Annotated in this window: 10 protein-coding genes; 4 read left to right on the forward strand and 6 right to left on the reverse strand. The window is 71.9% G+C overall.

What is annotated here, in order from left to right; genetic code table 11:
- Positions 1-66 precede the first annotated feature (66 nt).
- From sppA to WMF34_RS02080, 4 genes are all read left to right on the forward strand, one after another.
- Positions 67-1,875, forward strand: coding sequence for a signal peptide peptidase SppA (gene sppA / locus WMF34_RS02065; RefSeq protein WP_437992254.1), 1,809 nt, complete (start codon positions 67-69; stop codon positions 1,873-1,875).
- A 505-nt stretch (positions 1,876-2,380) separates the two neighbouring features.
- Positions 2,381-5,785, forward strand: a complete 3,405-nt coding sequence (locus tag WMF34_RS02070) for a vitamin B12-dependent ribonucleotide reductase (RefSeq protein WP_437992255.1) — start codon at positions 2,381-2,383, stop codon at positions 5,783-5,785.
- A 351-nt stretch (positions 5,786-6,136) separates the two neighbouring features.
- Positions 6,137-6,658, forward strand: a complete 522-nt coding sequence (locus tag WMF34_RS02075) for a hypothetical protein (protein WP_437992256.1) — start codon at positions 6,137-6,139, stop codon at positions 6,656-6,658.
- Between the two features lie 194 nt (positions 6,659-6,852).
- Entirely contained in the window at positions 6,853-7,641 is a 789-nt protein-coding gene (locus WMF34_RS02080) for a hypothetical protein (RefSeq protein WP_437992257.1), read from the forward strand.
- Between the two features lie 468 nt (positions 7,642-8,109).
- On the opposite strand, the gene WMF34_RS02085 is transcribed toward WMF34_RS02080, so the two are convergent.
- From WMF34_RS02085 to WMF34_RS02110, 6 genes are all read right to left on the reverse strand, one after another.
- Positions 8,110-8,415 (reverse strand): type II toxin-antitoxin system RelE/ParE family toxin, encoded by a 306-nt coding sequence (locus WMF34_RS02085; RefSeq protein WP_012233017.1) that lies wholly within the window; start codon positions 8,413-8,415, stop codon positions 8,110-8,112.
- On the reverse strand, positions 8,394-8,669 hold the full coding sequence (locus WMF34_RS02090) for a type II toxin-antitoxin system Phd/YefM family antitoxin (RefSeq protein ID WP_012233018.1): 276 nt from the start codon (positions 8,667-8,669) through the stop codon (positions 8,394-8,396). Before WMF34_RS02090 ends, WMF34_RS02085 begins: the two co-directional genes overlap by 22 nt.
- Before the next feature lie 42 nt (positions 8,670-8,711).
- Positions 8,712-9,701, reverse strand: a complete 990-nt coding sequence (gene thiL, locus WMF34_RS02095) for a thiamine-phosphate kinase (protein ID WP_437992258.1) — start codon at positions 9,699-9,701, stop codon at positions 8,712-8,714.
- Entirely contained in the window at positions 9,698-11,302 is a 1,605-nt protein-coding gene (locus WMF34_RS02100; protein WP_437992259.1) for an ATP-binding protein, read from the reverse strand. The genes thiL and WMF34_RS02100 overlap by 4 nt, the downstream gene beginning before the upstream one ends.
- A complete protein-coding gene (locus WMF34_RS02105) occupies positions 11,299-12,027 on the reverse strand; it encodes a GTP-binding protein (RefSeq protein WP_012233021.1) in 729 nt (242 codons plus the stop codon). Before WMF34_RS02105 ends, WMF34_RS02100 begins: the two co-directional genes overlap by 4 nt.
- A 118-nt stretch (positions 12,028-12,145) precedes the next feature.
- A complete protein-coding gene (locus WMF34_RS02110) occupies positions 12,146-13,963 on the reverse strand; it encodes a dynamin family protein (protein ID WP_012233022.1) in 1,818 nt (605 codons plus the stop codon).
- Positions 13,964-13,985: the final 22 nt, after the last annotated feature.

Below are 13,985 nucleotides of genomic sequence, written 5' to 3' on the forward strand. Positions count from 1 at the left end.
TCGTGACCGCCGGCGGACGCCGAGCCGCCTTTCCGTCGCCTGTCCCCTGATTCCGAGGAGCCTCCGGTGATCGCTGCCCTGCTCGTCAATCTCCTCCGCCTGCTGCTGCTCCCCGTCAGCGCGCTCCGCTGGGCGTTTGCTGCACCCCGGGGCGGGTATGTCGTCCTCGAAATCGATGGCCGCGTGGTCGACCTGCAGCCCCCCCGGGTCCGCCTCGCGCTCCCGTGGCGCCGGAGGAAGAGGGCTCCGCTCTCGGTGGAGCGCGTCCGCGAGCTCGGCAAGCACCTGATGAGGGATCCGCGCCCGGCGGGGCTGCTCCTCCGGATGCGGTCGGTGCACGCGGGGCCGGCGGTGGCGGCCTCGCTGCGGGACGCGCTCCTCGAGATCCGGGCGGGGGGCAAGGACATCGTCGCCTACCTGCCGATGGGCGCCGACACCACGACGCTCCTGCTCGCCTCGGCCGCGCGGGCCATCGTCGTCGGGCCCGAGACGATGGTGTCGCCGCTCGGGTTCGCGGTGGAGGGCCGCTACGTGCGCCGCGCGCTGGAGCAGGTCGGCGTCGAGCCCGAGGTGTTCGCGAAGGGGATGTACAAGAACGCCGGCGAGGTGCTCGTGCGGGACACGATGAGCGCCGCGCAGCGCGAGCAGGTGGGCGCCCTGCTCGACGGGCGCCTCGGGGACCTGACCGCGGCGCTCGCCCAGGGGCGCCGCGTCGATCGCGAGACGGCCGCGCGGTGGATCGACGAGGCCCCCTTCGGCGCGGAGCAGGCCGTCGCGCGAGGCATCGTCGACGCGGTCGCGTACGAGGACGAGCTCGAGCACATGCTCGCGGCGGGGTCGCTCCCCTGCGCGACCGCGGCGCCGCGCCGCGCCGAGACCGGCGCGGAGAACGCGGACCGCGCATCGGCTGGAGGAGGCGGAGGAGCTCATGCCGCCGCGCGGCATTCGAAGAGCCGCCTCGTGGCGGCGGGCCGCTACCTGGGCGCGCGGCGTGCCCTCTCGATGACGCCGGTGTGGCCTCGGCCCATCCTCGGCGTCATCGAGGTGCACGGCGCGATCGTCAGCCGCGCCCGCTTCCGGGGCGCCTCCCTGGCCAGCGAGGAGCGCCTCGTCGCGAGCCTGCGCGCGGCGCGGCAGAACCCGCGCGTCCAGGGGGTCATCCTCCACGTCGACTCGCCGGGCGGCTCCGCGCTCGCGTCCGACAGGATCCACCACGAGGTCACCCGCCTCGCGGAGGTGAAGCCCGTCGTCGCGTGCCTGTCGAACGTGGCGGCGAGCGGCGGCTACTACGTGGCGGCGGCCGCGCACGCGATCGTCGCGCAGCCGCAGACGATCACGGGGAGCATCGGCGTGGTCTCGGCGCGCTTCGCGCTCGGTCCGCTGCTCGAGCGCCTCGGCGTCTCGACCGACGTCGTGAAGCGCGGCGCGCGGGCCGACCTGTTCTCGCCGTCGCGCAAGCTCGACGAGGGGGAGCGGGCGGTGGTGGAGCGCGAGCTCGACGCGATCTATGCGGCGTTCCTCCGCGTCGTCGCCCGCGGCCGCCGCCGTCCGGTCGAGGAGATCGAGCCGCTCGCGCAGGGGCGCGTCTACAGCGGCGCCGACGCGCAGGCGCGCGGCCTCGTTGACATGCTCGGCGGGTTCGAGCGGGCGCTCCACGAGCTGCGCCAGATGATCGGGCCCAAGGCGGCCGCCATCGAGCCGGCCATCGTGCGCGCGTCGCGGTACGTCCCACCTCCACCGCTGCTGCCGGCGCCGGTGCCCACGCTGCTCGAGCTCGTCGGGCTCCGCGGGATCGCCCAGGAGGTGGCGCTCGCCATCCACTGCGAGGGGGAGCGGGTGCTCGCGTATTGCGCGGAGGCCGACGACCTGGACTAGCTGGCGACGGCCGGGCGGGGCCCCAGCGCTCGCCCCGCACGCGCCCCATGGAAGAGCTGGTGGTTGGTTGGGTGCATTCCCGGGAAGAGGTGGATTTTCTCGCGGGAGAACCTGTGCGTAATCTGTGCGCCCGGTGGGTAGCACCTGTTCAGAACTGATCACGGATCGCTAGGAATCCCGCACCGGACAGAGAGGCCCTATATGTGGGCCCTGTCCGAAGGGAGATCCCAACATGTAGCGGTTCTCCTTGACGCACGGACCGTTCGCGAGTTTGGATAGCAAGCGGTCAGGCGCTCCCGCATGTCGGCGCACGCCTTTCAGGCATGGCACCTGAAACTATGCTCACTGGTCTGAAGACGGAACGTTTGAGCAGGTAGTAGGGGAGAAGCGACGAGACCTGTGGAGATCGAGGCGATGAGGCCTCGTCGTTCTCCAGGGAACTCTTTGTGCTTTCGGTAGGACCCGGGTCACCGCCAGGTGCGGTGGTTCACAGGAGGACTTGGAAATGGCCCAGTCGGCAGTTGTGGGTGACGGCGGTAAGCTCCCCGCCGGGAACGGCAAGATGGCGGCACGGACGAAGGAAGAGGGGGGGGCTCGTCCGGTGACCGGAGGGGCCGCCAAGGCGCAGGTCGACGGCGCAGCCTCGAAGAAGGGCGCGAAGAAAGGGGCCTCGCGCCCCCGCGGGCTCGGGTTCGACCGGCGGTTCACGCACCGGGCCGCGGATCCGCTCGATGAGGTCACCTGGGAGCGCCGATCGAGCGTCATCACCAACCCCGACGGCTCGGTCGTCTTCAAGATGGAAGGGGCCGAGATCCCCGCCGGCTGGTCGCAACTAGCGACCGACATCGTCGTCTCCAAGTACTTCCGCAAGGCGGGGATCCACGGCAAGAAGGAGCTCGGCGAGACGAGCGTCCGCCAGGTCGTCCACCGGCTGGCGCGCACCATCCGCGAGGCGGGTGAGCACTTCGGTGGCTACTTCGCCTCGGCGAAGGACGCGGACACCTTCGAGGCGGAGCTCGCCTACCTGCTCGTGCACCAGTACGGCGCGTTCAACTCGCCCGTCTGGTTCAACTGCGGGCTCTACCACCGGTATGGCATCGAGGGGTCGGGCGGCAACTACGCCTGGAACGAGGCCTCGGCCGACGCGGGGAACGGGAGCGCCAACGGGAAGGCGTCGGCGCCTCGAACGAACGGGGCGGGCGCGGTCGACGACATCGTCGAGACCCGGAACGCCTACGAGCGGCCGCAGTGCTCCGCGTGCTTCATCCAGGCGGTCCAGGACGACCTGATGAGCATCTACGACCTCGTGAAGAGCGAGGCCCGGCTGTTCAAGTACGGGTCCGGGACGGGGACGAACTTCAGCGCGATCCGCGGGAAGCAGGAGAAGCTCTCGGGCGGCGGGACGAGCTCGGGGCTCATGAGCTTCCTCGAGGTGTTCGACCGCGCCGCCGGCGCGACCAAGAGCGGCGGCACGACGCGGCGCGCCGCGAAGATGGTCTGCCTCGACATGGACCACCCGGAGATCGTCGACTTCATCCAGTGGAAGGTCCGCGAGGAGAAGAAGGCGATGGCGCTCATCGGCGCGGGGTACCCCTCCGACTTCAACGGCGAGGCGTACCACACGGTGAGCGGGCAGAACTCGAACAACTCCGTGCGCGTGAGCGACGAGTTCATGCGCGCGGCGGCGACGGGCGCGGCGTGGGAGACGCGCTCCCGGACGACCGGCGAGGTCGTCGACACGCTGAGCGCCAAGGATCTCTGGCGCCAGATCGCCGAGGCGGCGTGGGGCTGCGCCGATCCGGGCGTGCAGTACGACACGACCATCAACCGCTGGCACACCTGCCCGAACACGGCGCGCATCAACGCCTCGAACCCGTGCTCGGAGTACATGTTCCTCGACGACTCGGCCTGCAACCTGGCGAGCCTGAACCTCACCAAGTTCCTCCGCGAGGACGGCTCGTTCGACATCGAGGGCTACCGCCACGCGGTGCGGGTGTTCTTCGTCGCGCAGGAGATCCTCGTCGACTTCTCGGCGTACCCGACCCGCGGCATCGCGAAGAACTCGCACGACTACCGCCCGCTCGGGCTCGGCTACGCCAACCTCGGCACCCTGCTCATGCTGCAGGGCATCCCGTACGACTCCGATCAGGGCCGCTCGGTCGCGGGCGCGCTCACCGCGATCCTCTGCGGCCACGCCTACCGGGTCTCGGCGGAGATGGCCGCCGCGAAGGGGCCGTTCGCCGGCTTCGCCAGGAACCGCGAGCCGATGCTCCGGGTGATGGGCATGCACCGGGACGCCGCCTACGCGATCGACCGCGACCGCTGCCCGGAGTCGCTCTGGCGGGCCGCGTGCGCCGACTGGGACGAGGCGGTCCGGATCGGGCAGGAGCACGGCTACCGCAACGCCCAGGCGACGGTGCTCGCCCCGACCGGCACCATCGGCCTCCTGATGGACTGCGACACGACGGGCATCGAGCCCGACTTCTCGCTCGTGAAGTTCAAGAAGCTCGCCGGCGGCGGCTACTTCAAGATCGTGAACCAGTCCGTGCCCGAGGCGCTCCGGCGGCTCGGCTACCCCGAGGCCGAGGTGCAGGAGATCGTCGCCTACGTCTCCGGCACGAACACGCTCCTGGCGGCGCCGCACGTGAACCGGGCGTCGCTCAAGGCGCGGGGGCTCACGAGCGACGACCTCGCGAAGGTCGAGGCCGCGATCCCCGGCGTCTTCGATCTGGATCTCGCCTTCGGCCCCTGGATCCTCGGCGAGGAGGCCTATGACAGGCTCGGCGTCTCCAAGGAGTCGCGGGCGCGCTTCGGCTTCTCGCTGCTCCAGCACCTCGGCTTCTCGGCCGCGGAGATCGAGGAGGCGAACGAGACGATCATCGGCCGCATGACGGTGGAGGGGGCGCCGCACCTGCGCGAGGAGCACTACGCGGTGTTCGACTGCGCCAACCGCTGCGGCAAGAAGGGCCGGCGGTACCTCGCGCCGATGGCGCACGTCCGCATGATGGCGGCGGCGCAGCCGTTCCTGTCCGGCGCCATCTCGAAGACCGTGAACCTGCCGAACGACGCGACGGTCGAGGAGGTGCAGCGGATCTACGAGGAGGGGTGGCGCCTCGGGCTCAAGGCGGTCGCGCTCTACCGCGACGGCTGCAAGGCGTCGCAGCCGCTCTCGTCGACCTCGAGCGACAGCAAGGAGAGCAAGGGCAAGGCCGACAAGGCCGAGGTCCCCGCGCCCATCGTCCAGGCAACGACCGCGCTGGCGCGCCCGCGCTCGCCCTCGGCGGCGGCGCCCGAGCGGTTCCGCCTGCCCAGGAAGCGCAAGGGCTTCACGCAGGAGGCGCGCGTCGGCGGGCACAAGATCTACGTCCGCACCGGCGAGTACGACGACGGGACGCTCGGCGAGATCTTCATCGACCTCCACAAGGAGGGCGCCGCGTTCCGCTCGATGATGAACTGCTTCGCGATGGCGGTGTCGATCGGGCTCCAGTACGGCGTGCCGCTCGAGACCTTCGTCGAGCAGTACACCTTCACCCGCTTCGAGCCGCAGGGCATCGTCGAGGGGCACGACTACGTGAAGATGTCGACGTCGATCGTGGACTACCTCTTCCGCGTGCTCGGGGTCGAGTACCTGAACCGCTACGATCTCGCGCACGTCCAGCCGGTCACCTCGGCCATGGAGGACCCGGTCGAGTCGCGGGCGCAGGAGAGCGGCGCGGCGTCGTTCTCGCAAAGCGCGCCGGCCGCGGCGGCGCTGGTCGAGAGCGGGGGACGGACGGCGAGCGCGCTCGACGCGCAGCTCGAGGACATGATGGGCGACGCGCCGGTCTGCGACGGCTGCGGGCACATCACCGTGAGGAACGGGGCCTGCTACAAGTGCCTCAACTGCGGCAACAGCATGGGATGCAGCTGAGCTGCTACGGGCGGGGGTGGGGGTGACGAGGGAGGGGCCGGCGGGGGGCCCTCCCACGAACTCGCGCCTTTTGGTGGCTATTGCCCCGTGAACGGGAGGGGCGGGTCTGAGCGGGGTCGCTGCGATGCGGGCCGGCGCTCGGATTCGTGGGGCCCTCCCCCGCCGGCCCCTCCCTCGTCACCCCCACCCCCGCCGACTCGGGGGGGGAAGGGGAGGGTGGGAGCGATCGCGGAGCGGTTGGAGGGAGGCGGGCGCGGGCGCGGGAGCGCAACGGCAACGGGTGGGGCCGTACAGGCTTGTACTCGGGCAGCCGTATGGATGCGCTCGGAGAAGCTCTGTAGAAGACGAGGCATGGCCCGGTCGCGTTTGTTCATCGCCTCCGTCGTTGTTGCCTGCAGCATCCTGTCGAGCTCCTGCCGGAAAGAAGAAGCAGAGCCGGAGACGATCCCCGCGCCTACGCCGACGGTCGCGCCCGTGGCAGCCGATCCGGTGCCGGCGACGACACCGACGGCGGCGGCGACGCAGGAGCCCGCGGCGACGCAGGAGCCCGCGGCGACGCAGGAGCCCGCGGGGGCGGCCTCCGCCGGGGCTGCGGCGGCAGCCGACGCAGGGGTGGCGGCCGTCGAGGGGGCGACGGGGGCGACGACGTCACGGGGGGGAGGCGCCTCCATCCAGGCGTGCTGCACGGCGCTCCACGCCGTCGCCACCAAGTCGGGCAAGTCGCCGGAAGCCAAGTCGAAGGCGGCGACGGCATCGCACCTCTGCGCCGGGATCGAGAAGCTCGTGAAGAGCGGGAAAACCCCGCGCGCCAAGGCGCTCACCCAGATCCGAGCAAGCCTCGCCGGGACCACGCCGCCCGCCGAGTGCAACTGAGCCGGGCGAGCCGGGCGACGTGTCGTCCCGGGTTGCGGCGCCCCACCCCCGATCCGGCGATCGCGAGCGCCGGAAGCCTGCCCGGCCATGGAGGGCGCGAGGCCGGACCCTGTACCTTGCGCGGTTGCGCGGCGTTCGCCCGCGCCGCGACGGCGCCCGCCGTCGCGCGTCGACCCCCACGGGAAGGAGCTGTCATGCCCTCGAAGCTGGTCACCGATCGTCAGAAGAGCGCCAACTCCGTCGTCGCGTCCGGCGAGACCCACGCCGGCCGGATCGCCGCGGAGCTCGAGGCGCTGCTCTCTCCGCACCTGCGCAAGGGAGAGAAGATGCCGGACGTCTCGCTCTTCACGCACATCGTCGCGCGCGCCCTCGCCGAGGCGCGCGATCGCATGGTGGCGGCCGACGAGGCGCACCAGGCGGAGCTCGCCGACGACGCGGCCCCGCGGGAGGCCCGCGACGAGGCCGCCGCCGCGCTGTACACCGAGCTGACCGAGCTCCGCGAGTGGCTCACCGGCCTGTACGGCGCCGCGGCGCTGGCGCGCCTCGGCTTCACGGACGCGACGCCGCGCGACCCGGCGCAGCTGGAGCGCTTCGCCGGCGAGGTGGCGCGCGCGCTCGGCGCCAGGGACCTGCCAAAGCCGCGCCGCAAGGGGATCCGCTGGGACGCCGAGGAGACGGTGCTCCGGATCGAGGGCCTGCGCGGCGCGCTCCGCGGCCACCTGAAGGATGTGGCCCGCGAGACGCGCGAGGCCGAGGCGACGCTGCTCGCCAAGACGGCCGCGATCGCGGCGTACGACGAGCGGTTCAGCCGCGCCGCGACGTTCCTCGTGGGGCTGTTCCGGCTCGCCGGTCACCCGGAGCTGGCCGCGCGGGTGCGCCCGTCCTCGCGGCGTCCCGGCCAGATCGAGGCCGACGCGCCGCCGGCGGAGCCGGGCGGCGAGGCCCCGGTGGCACCCGAGGAAACCGCGCCGCTCGGCGGGTGAGCGCCGTCGCCGTCGTCGCGGCGCCGGGCGCGAGCACGAGCGCCGCGGAGGCGGCAGGGAGAACCCGAGGCGCGATCGCGGGCGCCGCGGACGCGGCCGGGAGAACGCCAGGAGCGCTCGCGAGCGCCGCGGACGCGGTTGGGAGAACGCCAGGCGCGAGCACGAGCGCCGCGGACGCGGTTGGGAGAACGCCGGCGCGAGCACGAGCGCCGCGGACGCGGTTGGGAGAACGCCAGGCGCGAGCGCGAGCGCCGCGGAGGCGGTTGGGAGAACGCCAGGCGCGAGCACGAGCGCCGCGGAGGCGGTTGGGAGAACGCCAGGCGCGAGCGCGAGCGCCGCGGAGGCGGTTGGGAGAACGCCAGGCGCGAGCGCGAGCGCCGCGGAGGCGGTTGGGAGAACGCCAGGCGCGAGCGCGAGCGCCGCCGATGGAACAGGCGGAGCAGCGCCAGGCGCGATCGTCGCAAGAAATCAGAACAGCCGGTCGGCCCGGAGCAGCCGCTCCGAGCGGAGCACATGGACGATGAGCACCTTCGCGCCCTCCCGCCGGTAGATGATCCGACACGGCGGGACGATCACCTCGCGGTAGCGCTTGCTCGGGATCTCCGGCACCCATCTCCCCGACTCGGGGTGATCGCGCAGGCGCTCCACGCCAGCCAGCGCGCGACGGGTGAGCTCCGCGGCTGCCCTCCGGTTCTCTCGGGCGATCCAGCTGACGATCTCGTCCAGGTCATCGAGCGCCGGCGCCGCCCAGATCAGCGCGGCTCGTCGAGCCATCGGCCGAGCCGCGCCTTCGCTTCGTCATGCGAGGCGACGCGCCCCTCCGAGAGCGCTCGCTCGCCGCGCGCGATGCCCTCCAGGATCTCGAGCCGCCGGAGCAAGCCCTGGTAGCTCTCGATGTCGAGGAGGACCGCCGCCGAGCGCCCATGCTCCGTGATCAGCACCGGCACGTGATCCGCCTGAAGCTGCGCGATGATCTCCGTCGCGTGACGCTTGATCTCGGTCACCGGCTTGATGGCGGGCGCGTTCATGTATCACAAAAGTATCACTTTGCGCGCGCGCGGCAAGCGGCGTCACGCGAAGTGGTCGTACCCCCGCGCCACGAGGCTCGTGAGCTGCCCGTCCGGTCCGACCAGCGCCACGTCGCTCGCGCCCTCCTCGCGCGGCACGCAGCGGCCGATCGCCACGAAGCCGGTGAGCTCCCCGACGTCGGGGCCCGCGACCACGACCGCGTAGTCCTCGCCGCCGTAAAGCGCCAGATCCAGCGCGTCCAGGCCGAGCTGCGCGGCGGCGTCGCGGAGGTCGGCGCTCACGAGCGCCGCGGGATCGAGCAGCGCGCGCACGCCGCTCGCGCGCGCGAGGTGCGCCACGTCCGCGACGAGGCCGTCGGAGACGTCGATCGCCGCGCGGGCGCGCGCCGCCGCGCGGAGGCCCGCGTCGATGCGCGCCACCGGGCGGCGGAACGCGCGGATCGCCTGCTCGGCCGCGGCGCCGGCCGGCGCGACGCCGCGATCGAGCAGCGCAAGACCGGCCGCGGCGAGGCCGACCGGACCGGCCAGCGCGAGCGCGTCGCCGGGCCGCGCGCCGTCGCGCCTGAGCGGCAGCGCCGCGACGCCGAGCGCCGTCGTGGTGATCGAGATCTCGCCGCCCCGCGAGAGATTCCCGCCGATGACCGCCGTGCCGATCTCGTCGCACGCGGCGCGCTGACCCCCCGCCAGCGCGCCGAGCTCGTCGTCGCTCACGCTCGGAGGAAGCACCAGCGCGGCCAGCAGGCCGACAGGGCGCGCCCCCATCGCCGCGAGATCGCTCGCCGCGGCCATCGTCGCGCGGTAGCCGAGATCCTCGAATCCCAGGAGATCGCGCCGGAAATGGACGCCCTCGACGGCGCTGTCGATCGTCCAGACGAGCGGCTCCGGGGCGCCCGGGAGAGCGCCGCCCCGCGGGGCCGCGGGCGCGAGGATCGCGGCGTCATCGCCGATGCCGCACAGAACATGAGCGCCCGCCGCGCCCCCGAGCACGGCGCGCAGCATGTCGATGCGCTTCCACTCGGAGCGCCCGCTCATTGGAAAATGGGCGGCAGGACGCTGTTCGCCGGTGAGCCGGCGACCGTGGGCAGCTTGACCACGAACACGGTGCCGCGCGGGTCGTTCGGCTCGATGCGGACCGTGCCGCTGTGCGCCTCGACCAGGCGCTTGACGATCGAGAGACCAAGCCCCGTGCCGCCGTGCTCCCGGGTCGAGCTCTGATCGATCTGGTAGAACGGGTCGAATACCTTCAGCCGCTCGCCCGCAGGGATGCCGATGCCCGTGTCCACGACGCGGATCTCGACCGCCTGCTGGAGAGGCGCGACGAGCACCAGCCCGGGGAGGTCGTCCATGTCCTCGCTCACGGCGCGCGCGACGAGCAGCACCTCGCCCCCCGCCTCGGTGAACTTCACCGCGTTCTCGACGAGGTTGATGAACACCTGGCGCAGCCGGTCGCCGTCCCCCAGCACCGGCGGGAGATCGTCCTCGGCCTGGATCCGGAGCTCGACGCCCTTCTTCGAGGCAGCCGGGGCGATGGTCGACGCCGCCTCGACGAGCACCGGGCCGACGGCCACCTCGGTGCGATGCACGATCAACGTGCCGCTCTCCAGCTTCGAGAGGTCCAGGAGGCTCATGATGAGCCCGAGCAGCTGCTCGCTCTTCGACCGGATCGTATCGATGAACTCGCGCTGCTCATCGGTCAGAGGCCCGCCGATGCCCTCGGCGAGCATCTCGCTGTAGCCCATGATCGACGTGAGCGGGGTCCGGAGCTCGTGCGACACCGTGGCCAGGAAGTTCGACTTGAGCCGGTCGAGCTCCTTCAGCCGCTCGTACGCCTGCTCCAGCTCCGCGTTCTTCTGCGACAGCTCACGGAAGCTCTCGCGGATCGACGCGACGTGCATCGTCGAGGTGAGGAGCGATTTGTGCCCGCTGAACAGGATCAGATCGAGGACCGAGCGGAGGTGGTCCACGATCGCGCCGAGCCGCTCCGGCCGGAGCCGCGGCATCCGCAGCCGCCCCTCCGCCGCAGGCGCGAGATCGAGCTGGGACGCCGCCTCGGTCGGCGCGGCAGGGGTATCGTCGAGGCCGTCGGGGAGGTAGGGGCCCAGGATCGACCGGCCGATCGCACGCCCGTCGTACTCGATCGGGAACACCTGGTAGAGCGCGCCCTCGAAGCAGGGATCCGCGACCTCGCTGCCGGCCGGCGCGCCTTGTCTTGCCGCCCGATCCGCCGGCGCCACGCTCGCCCGCCGGCCTTCCTGCTCGCCGGTCAGGCCGCCGAGCGGCGGGAGCGGCGCGAGCGTGCCCGACTCCGCGAGCGTGGCGCCGTTGATCGACTGGATCCGGATCGGCAAGCCGAACAGCTTGTGGAATGACGCCGCCATCTCCCCGAGGGCCTGGCGATCCACGAGATCCTCGAGCGAGAGGGGGCCGATGCCGACCAGGTCGACCACCGGCGCCGCCGCGGGGGGAGGCAGCGTCGAGGGCTCGGGCGCGCTGGACGCGCCGTCGCGCTTCGAGGAGCTGGGCCCGTCCGCGACGCGCGCCGACGGCATCGGCGCGGAGCCCGGCATGCTGAGGAGATCCTCGTCGTCGAGACCGAAATCCGCCGGCGTCCCCTTGTGGGCGTCGGGCCTCATGGAACGATCCGGGAGCTCTTCTCGAGGCTGCCGCCCATTCGTCTCGCCAGGAGGTCATTCACCGAGCTCGTCACCCCGAGCTGGCGCGCCGCGCTGTTCAGGAGCTCCTCGCCGCTGATCGACAGCCGCTTCGAGAGCTGATGCGTCTGATCGAGCGTCTCCCACGTGAGGTGGAGCAGACCCATGAGCGTCTCCACCGTGCCCACCCCGCGGGTCGCGACGGCCTTGTACACCGGCTCCTTGCCCCGCGCGGCGAGCCGCGCCAGCTCCTCGTCGCTCCGGATGTCGGGCAGGTCGCGCTTGTTGAACTGGATGACCAGCGGCATCCTCGCGAGATCGAGGCCGTTCTCCCGCAGGTTCTGGCGGAGGTCGAAGAACGCCTCGGCGTTGCGCTGCGTCTCGGAGATCTGCGAGTCGGCGATCAGCGCGACCCCGTCCGCGCCCTGGAGCACGAGCCGCCGCGTGGCGGCGTGCATCGGCTGGCCGGGCACGGTGAACAGCTTGATGCGGAGCGAGACGTCGCCGTCCTTCGCGCGGAAGGTGAGCGGCAGGAGATCGAAGAACAGCGTGCGATCGTCCTGCGTCTCGAGCGTCATCAGCCGTCCGCGAGCGTCTGACCCGGCGAGGCCGTGCAGCGAGACGAGGTTCGTCGTCTTGCCGCTGAGCGCCGGGCCGTAATAGACGAGCTTGATCGTCACTTCACGGGCTGCGAAGTCGAGCTGCACGGCCGCATTCTCGCATGAGCGCCCGACGATTGGATATGGCCACGGCGCATGGCGGAGGAGGCCGGGCTGGGCCGGGTCTCCTCCCTTGTCAGGAGGCGTGCGCTCGCTGAAGCCGAGTTCAGGCCGAGCCGCCCGGCGCGTTGGGCACGCTGGACACGGGCGGGGGGATCGGCCTGCTCTCGCCGTTCTCGACGGTCCAGAGCGCGCTCCGCAGCCCCTCCAGGCGCGACGTCAGCGCCTGGAGCGCCTCGGCCTGGGCGTCGCACGCCTTGAGCTGGCTCTCGCTGCTCGGCTCGGCCTGGACCCGCTCCTCGCGCGCCGCCTTGAGGACCTCGATGACCTCCCGGTGCAGCTCCTGGCCGGCCGTGACCACCCACGCGTCGAGCCGGCTCGCGAACTCCTGGATCATCTCGTCGAGCTTCGGCCCGATCCGGGTGGCGGCCTCGCGCAGCGCGATCGGCGCCATCTCCTTCGCCTTCTTGCGGGTCTCGGCCTCGACCTTCTCCTTCACGTACACGGCCAGGACGGGCGCCGCGAGCGCCAGGATCCCGCCGAGCAGGGCGTTCGTGAACATCACGCCGAGGCCGATGGTGAAGAGCGCGAAGACGCCGACGTCGTAGCCGAACGTGTCGACCTCGACGTTCGGCGTCTTCACGTCGCCGCCGAGCGCCTCGCTGACCCGCTTCGCCACGTCGTGCGCGTCCTCGCGCACGAGCGCGATCGTCTTCTCGGCGAGCGCCTCGAGCGCCGTGGCGATCTCCTTCGTCTCGGCCTGCGCCCACTCGGCGAACGTGCGCTCCAGGAACGCCCCGAGGTAGACCTTGATCTCGTCGGTGTGGGCCTCGTCGATGATCGCCGGGAGCTGCCGGAGCACGTCGTCGACGAAGCGATCGAGGTCGCGGTGCACCCACGCCCGGATGGCGCTCACCTCCTCGCGGATGCCGGCGCGCCGCTCCTCGATGGTGCGCGACTGGCCGGCCAGATCCTTCTCGATCATCTCGATGCGGCGGCTGAGCTCGTCGCGCGACATCGCGGTCGCCCGCCGCCGCGCGTCCACGCCCTTGCCGAGCAGGCGCGCGGACTCGATGCCCTCGCCGAGGGCGTTGTCGAGCAGGATGCGCCCGCGCTCCTCGGCGAGGAACCGCGTCAGGTGATCGAGCAGCTCCGGCATCCCGCTGCCGGGCCGATCACCCTCCAGCGCCCGCTCGCTCGAGATCGGGAAGACCACGGGCGATTTCACGAGCTTCCCGAGCTCGCTCCGGATGTAGGCGAGCGCCTCGACCTCCTCGTCCTGGCTCCAGATATCGCGCTTCGTCACGACGAACAGGATCTTGTCGCGCGACTGCCCGAGCAGCTTCTCCTGGAGGAAGACCCGCTCGCTCTCCTTGAGCGGCTGGCCGGCGTCGATGAGGAACAGCACGGCGTCCGACCGCGGGATGTAGCTGTAGGTGATGTCCGCCCGCTGGAGCGAGAGGTCGTTCACCCCGGGGGTGTCGACGAGGACGACGCGCTCGCGCAGGAGCTCGGCCGGGTACCCCACCTCGAGGAATTTCACCTCGCCGGCGCTCGACGAGCGCTCGCCGCCGACGGTGAAGGCCCGCACGTCCTCGAACGGCAGGCCGGTGCGCTCGCCCGACGCGTAGACCACCTCGGCGCGCGGATCGGCCGCGTACTCGAGGTGGTGGATCACCGCCGTCGTGGGCGTCACGCCGACGGGGAGGATCGAGGCGCCGAGCAGCGCGTTCACGAACGTCGTCTTGCCGTGGTTGAACTCGCCGACGACGACGAGGTGGAACCGATCGGCGTCGAGCTTCTTCACGAGATCGTTCGTGATGCGCGCGGCGACGCTCTTGGCGCCGAGGGACTCGGCGAACGTCACGAGATCCCTGAGCGCCCCGGTCACGTCGTCTTTGCGGCTGTGGAAGGATTCGAGCATGTGCGTCTACCTCGGCCTTGCG

Origin of the sequence: Sorangium sp. So ce145 (assembly GCF_051525985.1) — a bacterium.
Classification (GTDB): domain Bacteria; phylum Myxococcota_A; class Polyangia; order Polyangiales; family Polyangiaceae; genus Sorangium; species Sorangium cellulosum_B.

What these genes read in the sequence shown, in the direction of transcription:
- WMF34_RS02070 (WP_437992255.1), top strand. Translation starts at nt 2,381, where the DNA reads ATGGCCCAGTCGGCAGTTGTGGGTGACGGCGGTAAGCTCCCCGCCGGG.
- WMF34_RS02075 (WP_437992256.1), top strand. Translation starts at nt 6,137, where the DNA reads ATGGCCCGGTCGCGTTTGTTCATCGCCTCCGTCGTTGTTGCCTGCAGC.
- WMF34_RS02080 (WP_437992257.1), top strand. Translation starts at nt 6,853, where the DNA reads ATGCCCTCGAAGCTGGTCACCGATCGTCAGAAGAGCGCCAACTCCGTC.
- WMF34_RS02085 (WP_012233017.1), bottom strand. Translation starts at nt 8,415, where the DNA reads ATGGCTCGACGAGCCGCGCTGATCTGGGCGGCGCCGGCGCTCGATGAC.
- WMF34_RS02090 (WP_012233018.1), bottom strand. Translation starts at nt 8,669, where the DNA reads ATGAACGCGCCCGCCATCAAGCCGGTGACCGAGATCAAGCGTCACGCG.
- thiL (WP_437992258.1), bottom strand. Translation starts at nt 9,701, where the DNA reads ATGAGCGGGCGCTCCGAGTGGAAGCGCATCGACATGCTGCGCGCCGTG.
- WMF34_RS02100 (WP_437992259.1), bottom strand. Translation starts at nt 11,302, where the DNA reads ATGAGGCCCGACGCCCACAAGGGGACGCCGGCGGATTTCGGTCTCGAC.
- WMF34_RS02110 (WP_012233022.1), bottom strand. Translation starts at nt 13,963, where the DNA reads ATGCTCGAATCCTTCCACAGCCGCAAAGACGACGTGACCGGGGCGCTC.